Genomic DNA, 13261 nt, shown 5'->3' with positions numbered 1-13261 from the left:
ACCGGCTTTTGACCGTGAATATTCACATCGGTACGGCCGTTTGTCACCGGTCCGTGCCTGCTGCGCGGCGGTTTCCCCGGCGGCGTTCACACCCGCGCCCGGCCGTTCACACCCCGGCCCGGGCGCCTCCCGGGGCCGTTGACCCGCCTGTGGCCAGGCGCGATGCTCGGGGCGCGATCCGGACCGCGCCCCCACACAGCACCTCGCTCCACTCGCGCAAGGAGGCATCCCCCCATGCCAGTTCCACGGATACGGCTGCGCCGTGCCGTCTCGCTGATCGCCCTCGGCGTGCTGGGCCCGGCGTTCACCGCCGCGGTCGCCGCCCCCGCGGTCGCCGCGCCCGCGACCACCGCCCCCACGGTCGTCGCCCCCACTGCGGTCGCCCCCACGGCCGTCGTTCCCGGGCAGGACCGGGCCCCGCACCAGGTCCGCCGGGCCGCCGCGCCGGGCAGTACGGCCGACCGGGCCGGCACGTTCAAGAAGCTCAACATCACCATGCAGCAGCAACAGCAGACCAACTGGTGCTGGGCGGCGAGCGGGAACACCATCGCCACCTGGTTCGGCTACGACTACAGCCAGAACCAGTTCTGCAACGCCGCGTTCGGCCGGGCGACCGGCTCCGTCTGCCCCAACAGCCAGGCCACGCTGGGCGACGTGCAGAACGGGCTGGACCGGGTGGGCATCAACCCGGGCTCGTACGTCACCGGCTACCTGCGCTACAGCACCGTGCAGGCCGAGGTGGACGCCGACCGGCCGATCGAGACCCGCATCCAGTGGAGCTCGGGCGGCGGGCACATGCACGTCCTCTACGGCTACGACACCGGGAACAACTGGGTCTACTGGGGCGACCCGTGGCCGTCCAACTACCGCTACAACTGGGCGGACTACTGGTACTACGTGAACAACGGCACGTTCTCGTGGACCCACTCCCTGTACCGGATCGGCGCGTGAGGGCGGCCATGACCGAGAACCGTGACCTCCGTCGGGCCGCCGCGGGCGCCCTGCTCACCGCCGTCCTCGTGGCGGCGTTCGCCCCGGCCGCGCACGCCGCAGCCCCCGAACCGGCGGCCGAGGCCCCCGCGCCGGTGCCCGCCGCAGAGCTGGCCCGGGCCCGCGGTGCGGTCCAGGACCCGGCCGTCCTCGACCGGGTCGGCCACTTCTTCGCCCGCCGGGGCGTCCCGCCGACCCGGCAGCTGACCATCGGCGCCGCCGAGGAGGCGCGGGCGGCGAGCGCGTCCGCGCCGCGGCTGGCCGGCGACACCGTGCCGGTGTACGTCCTGGACGCCGGCTTCGTGGCCGGCACCCCGGGCGCGCCGGTGGCGAAGGCCGAGTTCACCGCCAGCAAGGTGGTCGCCGCGGACGGACGGACCGCCTCGGTCTGGACGGTCCGGCAGGGCGAGTCCTGGCGGGTGGTGAACATCGCCTCGGGCGGTGACGAGAGCGACTACGCGGCGAAGGCGGCGGGCAGCGGCGGCGGAACCGCCTTCCGCGAGCCGCAGGTCGACGCCTGGTACGTGCTGCGCGACGGCCGGGTGCTGCCGCTGGACGACGAGGCCCGCCGCTCGGTGGGCGCGGACGGGGTGACGCTGACCGCGTACCAGCAGTTGGTGCACCGGCGGTACGGCGACAAGCTGCCCGGCTCGGCGTACGACAGGGCGGGCCTGGGCGGCGGCTACCCGGCGGATGCCGCCGAGCAGCCCGTGGCCGCGCCGGAGCCGGCCGGTGGTTCGATGCCGGCGGCCGTGACGGCGGCCGCGGCCCTGGGCGCCACCGCGCTGGTGGGCGCGGGCGCCGTCCTGCGGCGGAGGACGGGCGTCCGCCGCGGGTGAGGGGGAGCGGGGCCCGGGCCGAGCGGACCGGGCCCCGCTGCCCGTCCCCTCCTCCTCGTCCTGCGCCTCCCGGCGCGCCGGGACGGCGGACGGCCGGGCTCACACTCCGGCGAAGCCGCTCTCCAGCAGGGCGAAGGTGTGGTCGATCAAGTCCGCGATGTCCTCCCGGCCGTCGGCCGCGGCCCACTGCAGGAGGGCTTCGGTGGTGGCGGCCGCGATGACGGCGGCGGTGACGCGCATCTCGTACGTGGGCTCCTCGACGCCGGCCCGCCGGGTGAGCGCGGTGAGGAACAGCCGCTGCGGGTTGCTGCTGCTGCGCGCCACACCGGCGCGCAGCGCGGAGACCTCGGTGACCAGCCGCATCCGGGTGTACAGCTCCTCGCGATCGTGCCGGAGGAGCTGGCGGAGCAGGCTGCGGATGGCCTCCCGGCAGGAGGTGAGGAAGGGCTCGTCGGCGGGCCGCGCCAGCAGGGCGGCGATCATCGCCGGGTCGTACTCGTCGGAGAGGACCAGGTCCTCCTTGGTGGCGAAGTACCGGAAGAAGGTGGACGGCGACACCTCGGCGGCGGCGGCGATCTGCTCCACCGTGGTGTTCTCGTAGCCCTGCTCGGCGATCAGCCGGTACGCCTCGCGGCGGATGGTCTGACGGGTCTTGAGCTTCTTGCGCTCGCGCAGCGACAGCGGCGCCTCCAGCATCGCCTGGACCGGGTCGGTCGGGGCGTCCGGGAGGGCCGCGGTCGGCTGCTGGGGAGTCATGTGTCCGATTATCCGTGATCTCCGGTGGCGGCAGGGGCGTCCGTGCGGCCGGAGTCGCCGGAACCGGGGGTGGGGGCCGGGTCGCCGCCCGGCATCCGCGCCGCGACCAGCACCGCCGAGGCCACCGCGACCAGCCCGGCGACCAGCAGCACCACCCCCATCCCGTGCACGTACGCCGCGTGCGCGGAGGCGCTGAGCGCCGGACCGCCCCCGGCGCGGGCGACGGCGTCGGCGGCGACCACCGACTCCCCGGCCCGGTGCGCCGCCGCGGCCGACAGCCCGCCGGTGTCCAGGGCGCCCCGGTACGCCCCGGACAGCAGGCTGCCGAGGACGGCGATGCCGAGCGCGCCGCCGACCTGGCGCAGCGTCTGCAGCAGTCCGGAGCCGACCCCGGCCCGCGCCGCCGGCAGCGTGACCAGGGCGGACGCCTGGGCGGTGATCAACGACAGGCCCATGCCGATCCCGAGGACGCTCAGCCAGATCGCGGCCCGCCCGTAGCCGTCCGCGGTGCCGGTGCGGCTGCCGAAGAGCAGGGCGGCGGCGAGCAGCGCCAGGCCGAGGGCGATCACCGTTCGGGCGCCGAGGCGGTCGACCAGCGGGTCGGTGAGCTTGGCGGCCACGATCAGCCCGAGCATCATCGGCATCAGCCGCAGCCCGCTGCCGAGGGCGTCGGTGCCCAGCACGCTCTGGAAGTAGAGGGGCAGCACGAAGAAGGCGCCGAACAGGACGAACGAGATCAGGGTGGCCGCGACGGAGGACCAGCGGAAGGTGCGGTCGGCGAGCAGGGAGAGGTCGAGCACCGGTTCGCGCTGCCGGCGGCTGCGCAGCACCAGGGCGGCGAGTGCGAGCAAGGAGCCGGTCAGCGTGCCGGTCACCAGCGGGTCGGTCCAGCCGCGTTCGGTGCCCTCGATGATGCCGTAGGTGAGCGCGGCCAGGCCGCCGGCGGCGAGCACGGTGGCGAGCAGGTCGATCCGGGGCGCCGCGGGGTTGCGGCTCTCGGGCAGGAGCAGGACGCAGGCGACGATGCCGACCGCGGTCAGCGGGACGTTGACGGCGAAGACCGACCCCCACCAGAAGTGCTGCAGCAGGAAGCCGCCGATCAGTGGTCCGAGCGGGGCGCCGGCGGAGAGTGCGGCGGCCAGGATCGCGGTGGCCCGGCGCTGTTCGGCGGGCGGGAAGAGGCCGGGGATCACCGCCATGGACATCGGCATGACCAGTGCGCCGGCCAGGCCCATCCCGGCGCGGGCGGCGATCAGGGTGGCCGGGGAGTCGGTGAGCATCCCGACGGCGGAGGCGAGGCCGAACAGCGCCAGGCCGACGGTGAGCGTGCGGCGCCGGCCGAAGCGGTCGCCGGACAGCCCGGCCGGGAGCATCGCGGCGGCGAAGACCACGGTGTAGGCGTCGACGATCCACTGCTGCTGACCGGTGGTGGCCTGCAGCTGCGAGGCGAGCGTGGGCAGGGCGACGTTCAGGATTGTCATGTCGAAGCTGATCACCAGGACGCTCAGTGCGACGGCGACCAGGGTGAGCCACCGACGGGGGTCGGCGGTGGCGACGGCCGGGGCGGTGGTGGTGGCGGGAGTGGGCGGGGCGGCGGGCACGGCGACCTCCGGGAACCTCTGATGGAAGTTTCTCTCAAATGAGAGTAACTCTCAAAAGATGTTCTCCGTCAACATGATGGTGCTGTCATAGGCTCGTCACGCTGTGTGATGTGTCCTGGAAGTGCTGCTTCCGCACGAGGAATTGACGCAACGTTGATCTGTCGTTCGCCGCCCGAGGGCAGTGGGGAGTGACTGTCGGTAGATACCATGTGGCAATCGGTCAGTGCTGGCCGACGCGTGCCGAGAGCGGAGAAGGGGTGGGGCGGCAGGAGCCGACCACGAGCCCGGCACCGGGGAAAGGGGAGCCGAAGTGGCCGACACGGATGACAAGCAGGCGAGTGCCCAGGTGTGGGGCGCGGCGGCGGTGGTGGCTTCCGCGCTGGCCGTGGTCGCGGCCTATCTGATCAACGGCGCCCTGCTGGTCCTCGCGGTCGCCGGGGTCGAGACCCTGCTGCTGATGGTCTACGTCGGCCGCCGCTGGCGCGCCCTGCACAGCCGTCCGTCTCCGGCCGGGCACCGTCCGCGCCGCGGGAGCCCGGACGCCGCGCACTGCGAGCGCTGCCGCCGGGCCCGGGAGGCGCTGGACGCCCGGCAGGCCCGCACCCGTGTGGTGCGCCCGGAGCCGTCCGAGCCGTCGGCTTCGTCGGCGTCCCGGTCCTCCGCGGGGCGCCCGGCCGACCGGGAGCAGCACGAGCGCGACGAGCGCCGGGCCGGCCAGGAGCACCACGAGCACCCGGAGCAGCACGAGGACCGGGCGCACCGCGAGGACCGGGCGCACCGCGAGGACCGGGCGCACCGCGAGGACCGGGCGCACCGCGAGCACCCGGAGCCGGCTGCGCAGCCGGAGCCCGGCGCCGCCGACCACCTGCCGTACCTGCGCCGCCCGCAGGTACGGGCGCCGTACGAGCGGCCCTGGACGGCCGAACGGGCGGCCGCCCGGTCCGTGGACCGTTCGACCGCCCGTCGTGGTGCGCCGGGTTCAGCCGGCCGTGCTGTACGCCACCAGTGAGACGCCGACGTACTGGACGATGAACGCGCCGAGTGTGAAGGCGTGGAACACCTCGTGGAAGCCGAACCAGCGCGGTGAGGGGTCGGGCCGCTTGAGCCCGTACACCACGCCGCCGATGCTGTAGAGCACCCCGCCGACGATCATCAGCACCAGGACGGCGACTCCGCCGGTGTGCAGGAAGTCCGGCAGGAAGAACGCGGCGGCCCAGCCCAGCGCGAGGTACACCGGCGTGTACAGCCAGCGCGGCGCGCCGACCCAGAACACCCGGAAGGCGATCCCGGCGAGCGCGCCGCCCCAGACCGCCCAGAGCAGCAGCTGCTGGTTCGCGCCCCTGAGCAACAGGATCGTGAACGGCGTGTAGGTGCCCGCGATGATCAGGAAGATGTTCGCGTGGTCCAGCCGGCGGAGCACCGCGTCGCCGCGCGGGCCCCAGTCGAAGCGGTGGTACACCGCGCTGACCCCGAACAGCAGCCAGGCGCTGACCGAGTAGATCGCGCACGCGATCTTGGCGGGCGTGGAGTCGGCCAGGCAGATCAGCACGATCCCGGCGGCCACCGTGGCGGGGAACATCGCGGCGTGCAGCCAGCCGCGCCACTTCGGCTTGCTCTCCCCGTGCGCGACGGGGCCCTCCGCGAGGCTCTCAGCGAGCGCAGCAGCAGTCATGCGCAGCATGCTACCGGCTACCTACGGATCCGTAGGTTACTGACGCGTAGGAAGTGGCGATCGTCACTCTTGGACGTTTTGGAGTATTTGGAGTGTGGCCTCGCCCACTCCGTCCGGGACGTGAGCGACCTGTTACCCGCGAGTAATCATACTTACTGTAGTAAAAGATGCGTCAATTTCGACGCCACGGGGCGTTCAGGCCTTGAGCCCGGAGCTACGCTGCAAGCACCCTCAGACCCCCGCAACGCCGTCTCTTCGCCGAGATGGCGTGAAACGGAGCGATCGTGTCGTACGAGATCTCTGCTCTCAGCGCATCCGCGCCCACCCGCCACAAGCAGCTGCTCGCTTGGGTGAGCGAGATCGCCGAGCTCACCCAGCCGGACCGCATCGAGTGGTGCGACGGCTCCGACGAGGAGTACCAGCGCCTCGCGGACCTGCTGGTGGCTCAGGGCACCTTCAAGAAGCTCGACGAGGACAAGCGCCCCAACTCCTACTACGCCGCCTCGGACCCGACGGACGTGGCGCGCGTGGAGGACCGCACCTACATCTGCTCCGAGCAGGAGAAGGACGCCGGACCGACCAACAACTGGAAGGCCCCCGCCGAGATGCGCGAGGTCTTCCAGGGCGAGCAGGGCCTCTTCCGCGGCGCGATGAAGGGCCGCACGATGTACGTCGTGCCCTTCTCGATGGGCCCGGTCGGCTCCCCGCTGGCCGCGTACGGCGTCGAGATCACCGACTCCGCCTACGTCGCCGTGTCGATGCGCGTGATGACCCGCATGGGCCGGGCCGTGCTGGACCAGCTGGGCGAGGACGGCGACTTCGTCAAGGCCGTGCACACCGTCGGCGCCCCGCTCGCGGAGGGCGAGGCGGACGTGGCGTGGCCGTGCAACAGCACCAAGTACATCTCGCACTTCCCGGAGACCAAGGAGATCTGGTCCTTCGGCTCGGGCTACGGCGGCAACGCCCTGCTCGGCAAGAAGTGCTACGCCCTGCGCATCGCCTCGACCATGGCCCGCGACGAGGGCTGGCTGGCCGAGCACATGCTCATCCTGAAGCTCACCCCGCCGAGCGGCGAGGCGAAGTACGTCGCGGCCGCCTTCCCCTCGGCCTGCGGCAAGACCAACCTGGCCATGCTCCAGCCGACCGTCCCGGGCTGGAAGGTCGAGACGATCGGCGACGACATCGCCTGGATGCGCTTCGGCGCCGACGGCCGCCTGTACGCCATCAACCCCGAGGCCGGCTTCTTCGGCGTCGCCCCCGGCACCGGCGTGGACACCAACGCCAACGCCATCGACACCCTCTGGGGCAACACCGTCTTCACCAACGTCGCCCTCACCGACGACGGCGACGTGTGGTGGGAGGGCCTCACCGAGGAGCCCCCGGCGCACCTGACCGACTGGCGCGGCAACGACTGGACCCCCGAGTCCGGCACCCCGGCCGCCCACCCGAACGCCCGCTTCGCCGTCCCGGCCGCGCAGTGCCCGACCATCGCCCCGGAGTGGGAGGACCCGGCGGGCGTGCCGATCTCGGCGATCCTGTTCGGCGGCCGCCGCGCCACCGCCGTCCCGCTGGTGACCGAGTCCTTCGACTGGCAGCACGGCGTCTTCCTCGGCGCCAACATCGCCTCCGAGAAGACCGCCGCCGCCGAGGGCACCGTCGGCGAGCTGCGTCGCGACCCGTTCGCGATGCTGCCGTTCTGCGGCTACAACATGGGCGACTACTTCGCCCACTGGCTGAAGGTCGGCGCCCAGGCGGACGCCGCCAAGCTGCCGAAGATCTACTACGTCAACTGGTTCCGCAAGAACGCCGAGGGCAAGTTCGTCTGGCCCGGCTACGGCGAGAACAGCCGCGTGCTCAAGTGGATCGTCGAGCGGCTGGAGGGCACCGGCGAGGGCGTCGAGACCCCGATCGGCGTGCTGCCGACCGTCGAGGGCTTCGACCTCGGTGACCTGAAGCTGACCCAGGAGGACCTCGACCTGCTCTTCACCGTGGACGCCGACCTCTGGCGCCAGGAGGCCGCGCTCGTGCCGGCCCACCTGGAGACCTTCGGCGACCACACCCCGAAGGAGCTGTGGGACGAGTACCGGAGCCTCGTCGCGCGCCTCGGCTGAGCCTGAGCCTCAACCGAGCGAGAGGCGGTCGCGCGGCACGAACCGAGCGCCCCGCCGATGCGACAGGACGGCCGGAGTTCCGCCGGACGATCTTTCCCCGACCAAGGAGATCGTCCGGACCGGGACTCCGGCCGTAGTGTTTTCCGCGCCCCGCGCCCCGCCTGCCGCGGTGACCGCGGTGCCCGCAGCGCCCGGTGCCGGGTGCTGCGGGCGGGCGGTGTCAGAGGCGGGTGATCGCGGTGATCCAGGCCTGGTTGCCCTGGCAGACACCCGTCGTGGAGCTCTGCCACTGGCGGGCCGGGGCGCCGTTGTCGGTACGCCAGTCGGCGATCTCCAGCAGGAAGGCCGAGTTGAGGTTGGCCAGGCCGAGCTCGTTGCGCGAGCCGATGGAGCCGGCGTAGTTCCAGTGCTGGTTCCAGCCGCCGGTGCAGTCCCACTGGCGGGCCGCGGCACCGTTGTCGTGGCTCCAGTCGGCGATCTCCAGGCACTTGCCGGAGTTGCGGTTCACCAGGCGGAAGCCGCCGCTGTCGGGCACGTAGTCCCAGCGCTGGTTGGCGCCGCCGGTGCAGTCCCACTGGCGGGCCGCGGCACCGTTGTCGGTGCTCCAGTCCGCGATCTCCAGGCACTTGCCGGAGTTGGCGTTCACGACGGTGCTCGACGTCGGGATGCGGAAACCGCCGGTGGAGGCGGAGGCGGGCGTGGCCGGCAGGGCGGTGGTCAGCGCGATGGCGGCGACCGAGACGGCCGCGGCGGCGCGGGCGCGGGTGAGCGGAATGCGGGTGATCAAGACGGGCCGGTCCCTTGCAGAGGAGTGGGGGCAGGGGAGAGGAGCCGTCCGGGCGGTGGAGCGCCGCGGTGTCCGCGTCGGCCCGGACCGCGGCGCACTGCCGACCGGCCCGTCCCCCCTACGGCCCGGGGAGGAACCCGGGCCGCCGACGCGCGGGAATCCTACGGTCCTGCCGGTGAACCTCGGTCAAAGGATCGGTCAAGGCTGGGTATAGCCGCCGAGGAAGTCGCCGATCCGGGTCACCGCATCGGTGATCTCCTCCGCCCGCGGCAGCGTGACCAGCCGGAAGTGGTCCGGCTCGGGCCAGTTGAAGCCGGTGCCCTGGACCAGCAGGATGCGCTGGGAGCGCAGCAGGTCGAGGACCATCCGGGCGTCGTCCTTGATCTTGTGGACCTTCGGGTCCAGCCGCGGGAACGCGTACAGGGCGCCCTTGGGCTTGACGCAGCTGACCCCGGGGATCTGGTTCAGCAGCTCGTACGCGGCGTCGCGCGAGGCGAGCAGGCGTCCGCCGGGGAGTACCAGGTCGCGGATGGACTGCCGGCCGCCGAGCGCGGCGGCCACCGCGTGCTGGGCGGGCATGTTGGCGCACAGCCGCATCGAGGCGAGCACGGTGAGGCCCTCGATGTAGCTGCGGGCCCGGGTCCGGTCGCCGGAGAGCACCATCCAGCCGGAGCGGAAGCCCGCGACGCGGTACGCCTTGGACAGGCCGTTGAAGGTGACGCAGAAGAGGTCCGGGGCCAGGGTGGCGAGCGGGACGTGTTCGGCGTCGTCGTAGAGGATCTTGTCGTAGATCTCGTCCGCGTAGACCACCAGGTCGTGCCGGCGGGCGATCTCGACGATGCCCTCCAGGACCTCGCGCGGGTAGACCGCGCCGGTCGGGTTGTTCGGGTTGATCACCACGATGGCCCTGGTCCGGTCGGTGACCTTGGCCTCGATGTCGGCGAGGTCCGGGTACCACTCGGACTGCTCGTCGCAGCGGTAGTGCACCGCGGTGCCGCCGGCCAGCGAGACCGAGGCGGTCCACAGCGGGTAGTCCGGCGCCGGGACGAGCACCTCGTCGCCGTCGTCCAGCAGCGCGGTCATGGCCAGCTGGATCAGCTCGGAGACGCCGTTGCCGAGGAAGACGTCGTCGACCGAGAGGCCGTGCAGTCCGCGGTCCTCGTAGTGCATGACCACCGCGCGGCGGGCGGAGAGCAGGCCCTTGGAGTCGCCGTACCCGTGCGCGTTCGAGAGGTTGCGCAGGATGTCCTGGAGGATCTCCGGGGGCGCCTCGAAGCCGAACGTGGCCGGGTTGCCGGTGTTGAGCTTGAGGATGCGGTGGCCCTGTTCCTCCAGCCGCATCGCCTCGTCGAGCACCGGGCCGCGGATGTCGTAGCAGACGTTGGCGAGCTTGCTGGACTGGATGACCTGCATGTCTGCCTACTTTAGGGGTACGGACGACCCCTGCGGTGGTCCTCCGGGAAGGTGCTCCGGACGGCCCGGAGGGGCCTCCTTGGATCGGCAGGCGGGGGCAACGGCGGGCCTTCCGAAGAGGGGGCGCACTGTCCGGAATGGTCCTGTATGCGAGGGGTGCGGACGGGGTGCGGCGCGGAACGAGACGGACGGCACATCGGGCGCCGCGCCGGGGGCGCGTCCGCCGGTCGTCGGACGCCGGACGGCGCCCGGCCCGGCACGGGAGGATGTGGCCGGTTCGTCGATCGAGGAGGGGGTGCGCCGGTGGTGCCGGTCGTGGTCGCAGCGGTGCTGGTCGGTCTCCTGGCGGCTCCGCCGCTTCGCGGGTTGGTCGCCCGGTTCGCCGTGCCGGAGGGCGAGCCGTGGTGCGGGGCCTGCCCGTCGTGCGCGCGCGAGGTGCGCGTGCTGCCGCCGACCGGACGCTGCCCGGGCTGCCGGGAGCGGCTGGGCGCGGGCGCGTGGTCGGTCGAGACGGTCGCGGCGGCGGTGGCGGTCGCGGTGGCGTACGCGGCGGACGGGCCGGTGACCGCGGCGCTGGCCTGGGCCGCCGCGTTCGGGGTGGCACTCGGCTTCGTCGACGCCCGGGTGCGCCGGCTGCCGTACCGGCTGACCCTGCCGCTGCTCGGCGGTGTGGCCGCGCTGCTGGTGGTGGCGGCGCTGGCCGAGGGGAGGCCCGACGCCCTGCTGCGCTGCCTGCTGGTGGCGCTCGCGGTCGGCGCGGTGCTCGAACTGGCCGTCTGGGTCAGGGCGTTGGGGCCCGGGGACTCCCCGCTCGGGCTCGCCCTGGGCGGGTTGCTCGGCTGGTACGGCTGGTCGGTGGCGTTCGGCGGGCTGTTCGCCGCGACGGTGCTGGCCGGTCTGTGGGCGGTGCTGCGGGCCGCCGCCGCCCTGGTCCGCCGGCGCCCGGTGCGCGGACTCGACGTCCCGGTGGGCCCGTTCCTGCTGCTCGGTGCGCTCACGGCGGTGCTGGCCCGGTAGCGCGGCGCCGGGCGTACCGCGGACCGCGCGGAACACGGCGGGGCCCGTCGTACCGGAGCGGTACGAGGGGCCCCGCCGTCGGCGCGCCTGCCCCACCCTCAAGGAGCGGCGCGCCGGGGGAGGTGGGTCCTCAGGGCATCCGGTGGACGAACGGGCCGACCGTGTCGGAGAACGCGTTGCCGTTGTTGGCGTCCCAGTTGGTCGACCAGGTCATCGCGCCGCGGATGGTCGGCCACTTGGCCGGCGGCACGAAGCTGCCGCAGTTGTTGCCGGTGGCCAGGCAGTCCAGCGCGTTGTTCACCACGGTCGGGGAGACGTAGCCGCCGCCGGCCGCCCGGGTGGAGGCGGGGACGCCGATGCCGACCTGGTCCGGCCGCAGTCCGCCCTGGATGTGGGTGCAGACCTGCGAGGTGATGAAGTCGATGGTGCCCTGGTTGTAGACCTTGCCGTCGCAGCCGTTCATGCCGCCCGAGTTGTAGAACTGGGTGTTGACGACGGTGAGGATGTCCTTGGTCTTCAGCGCCAGCTGGAAGTAGGCGCCGGCGGTGCTGTACATCCCGATGGTCTCGGGCGCCATCGTCAGGACGAAGCCGGAGCCGACCTTGGCCTGCAGGGAGTGCAGCGCGTCGGCCAGCGGGCCGGGCTGGACGCCGTTCTCCAGGTCGACGTCGATGCCGTCGAAGCCGTAGTCCTTGATGATCGCGTAGGCGCTGTCGGCGAAGTTGGCCGCGGCGGTGGCGTCCCCGACGCTGATCGCGCCGTTCTGGCCGCCGATGGAGAGGACGACCTTCTTGCCGGCCGCCTTCTTGGCCTTGAGGTCGGCGCGGAACTGGGCGTCGGTGTAGCCGCCGAGCGCCTTGGACAGACCGGGGTCCAGCGTGAAGCTGATCGCGCCGGTCCGGGTCGGCACGGCGTCGGCGAAGGACACCGCGATGATGTCGTACGCGCTCTGGACGTCACTCAGGCGCTGCGGGGTCGAGTTGTTGTCGAAGTTCTGCCAGTAGCCGGTGACGGCGTGCGCCGGCAGGCCGGTGGTCGGCGGGGTGGTGCCGGTCGGCGTGGCGGTGGGAGTGGGCGTCGCGGTCTGGGTGGGCGTGGCGGTGGGGGTCGCCGTGGGGGAGGCGGTGGCTGTCGCGGTCGGCGTGGGAGTGGGGGTCGCGGTCGGCGAGGGGGTGCCGGTGCCGCCGGGGCCGGCCAGCGCGACGTCGTCGGCGAGGTAGGCGCCCTGGCCGTACCAGCCGTGCAGGTACACGGTGACGCTGGTGGCGTTCGCCCCGGTGGTGAAGGTGGTGGACAGCTGGTTCCAGCTGTTCTGGTTGGACCAGGTGGAGGGGTCGGTGCCGCCGGTGCCGCGCGCGCCGAGGTAGACGTACGGGCCTTGGACCCAGGCGCTCAGCGTGTAGCTGGTGTTGGGCAGCACGCTGATGGTCTGGGTGCACTCGGCGGTGTCGCCGGCGCCCGGGGTCGCCTGCAGCGCGCCGGTGCCGGAGTGGACCGGCGAGGACACGGCGGCCGCGGCGCCGGTGCAGCTCCAGCCGCCCAGCCCGCCGTCGAAGCCGCCGTTGGTGACCAGGTTTCCGACCGCGGCGCCGGCGCCGCCGGCGAAGAGGGCGAGGCCGCCGCCGGCCAGGGCGAGGGCGGTGGTACCGGCCGCGACGGCCGGGAGGGGGCTGCGCCGGCGCTTGTGGGAGGGCTGGTTCGGCGTACGGGCCATGGGATGACGCTCCTGGGGGGGAGGAGGAGCGGCCGCCGCGGTGGGGGGCGCGGCGGCCGCGTGTGGGGGGAGGGCTTTGCGTCCGAGCAGGCCGTGGGAGGGCCCGGGGTGAGCCTGGGTGAGGGGCGGCGGAGGGTCGTTCCGTCCCGGATCACAAGCTGGACTAGACCATTGCTGGTCGTCAAGCACCGGACGGACGGCTTACGGTTCCGTTAAGGATCCGGAGACCGTTCCGTGTCCGCACCGCCACCGCCACCGGACGCCCCGGGCGGCTCCCGGACGACCGCCGGGCGCTCCCCCGCGGGCCCCGACACGCTCCCTGCGACAGACTTCGCACAGGACCGTGACCAGACCGCTACCT

Annotated in this window: 11 protein-coding genes; 5 read left to right on the top strand and 6 right to left on the bottom strand. The window is 73.0% G+C overall.

Features of this window, described 5'->3' with window-relative positions; genetic code table 11:
* Positions 1-234 precede the first annotated feature (234 nt).
* Entirely contained in the window at positions 235-951 is a 717-nt protein-coding gene (locus tag ACZ7KX_RS16080; protein WP_470326942.1) for a papain-like cysteine protease family protein, read from the top strand.
* An 8-nt stretch (positions 952-959) separates the two neighbouring features.
* On the top strand, positions 960-1829 hold the full coding sequence (locus ACZ7KX_RS16075) for a hypothetical protein (protein WP_470326941.1): 870 nt from the start codon (positions 960-962) through the stop codon (positions 1827-1829).
* A 99-nt stretch (positions 1830-1928) separates the two neighbouring features.
* Here ACZ7KX_RS16075 and ACZ7KX_RS16070 read toward each other — a convergent pair whose 3' ends face one another.
* Entirely contained in the window at positions 1929-2585 is a 657-nt protein-coding gene (locus ACZ7KX_RS16070; protein ID WP_470326940.1) for a TetR family transcriptional regulator, read from the bottom strand.
* 8 nt (positions 2586-2593) lie between these two features.
* Positions 2594-4186, bottom strand: a complete 1593-nt coding sequence (locus ACZ7KX_RS16065) for an MFS transporter (protein WP_470326939.1) — start codon at positions 4184-4186, stop codon at positions 2594-2596.
* Positions 4187-4496: 310 nt separating this feature from the next.
* On the opposite strand from ACZ7KX_RS16065, the gene ACZ7KX_RS16060 reads away from it, so the two are divergent.
* Entirely contained in the window at positions 4497-5195 is a 699-nt protein-coding gene (locus ACZ7KX_RS16060; RefSeq protein WP_470326938.1) for a hypothetical protein, read from the top strand.
* Here the strand turns inward: ACZ7KX_RS16060 and trhA are convergent.
* Positions 5166-5858: a PAQR family membrane homeostasis protein TrhA gene (trhA, locus tag ACZ7KX_RS16055; protein WP_470326937.1), complete on the bottom strand. Its 693-nt coding sequence runs from the start codon at positions 5856-5858 to the stop codon at positions 5166-5168. The genes ACZ7KX_RS16060 and trhA overlap by 30 nt on opposite strands.
* Positions 5859-6142: 284 nt before the next feature.
* On the opposite strand from trhA, the gene ACZ7KX_RS16050 reads away from it, so the two are divergent.
* A complete protein-coding gene (locus ACZ7KX_RS16050; protein ID WP_470326936.1) occupies positions 6143-7969 on the top strand; it encodes a phosphoenolpyruvate carboxykinase (GTP) in 1827 nt (608 codons plus the stop codon).
* A gap of 220 nt (positions 7970-8189) precedes the next feature.
* Here the strand turns inward: ACZ7KX_RS16050 and ACZ7KX_RS16045 are convergent, their stop codons facing one another.
* Positions 8190-8756 carry an RICIN domain-containing protein gene (locus ACZ7KX_RS16045; protein ID WP_470326935.1) on the bottom strand — a complete coding sequence of 189 codons (567 nt, stop codon included), beginning with the start codon at positions 8754-8756 and terminating at the stop codon, positions 8190-8192.
* A 198-nt stretch (positions 8757-8954) separates the two neighbouring features.
* The gene (locus ACZ7KX_RS16040; protein ID WP_350522212.1) at positions 8955-10169 is read right to left on the bottom strand and encodes a pyridoxal phosphate-dependent aminotransferase; all 1215 of its coding nucleotides are present in this window, start codon (positions 10167-10169) and stop codon (positions 8955-8957) included.
* 303 nt (positions 10170-10472) lie between these two features.
* On the opposite strand from ACZ7KX_RS16040, the gene ACZ7KX_RS16035 reads away from it, so the two are divergent.
* Positions 10473-11186, top strand: a complete 714-nt coding sequence (locus ACZ7KX_RS16035; RefSeq protein WP_470326934.1) for a prepilin peptidase — start codon at positions 10473-10475, stop codon at positions 11184-11186.
* A gap of 130 nt (positions 11187-11316) precedes the next feature.
* On the opposite strand, the gene ACZ7KX_RS16030 is transcribed toward ACZ7KX_RS16035, so the two are convergent.
* Positions 11317-12900 carry a chitinase gene (locus ACZ7KX_RS16030; protein ID WP_470326933.1) on the bottom strand — a complete coding sequence of 528 codons (1584 nt, stop codon included), beginning with the start codon at positions 12898-12900 and terminating at the stop codon, positions 11317-11319.
* Positions 12901-13261: the final 361 nt, after the last annotated feature.

It is taken from the genome of Kitasatospora sp. NPDC038210 (genome assembly GCF_055600605.1).
This window is presented reverse-complemented; position numbering and strand designations above follow the sequence as displayed.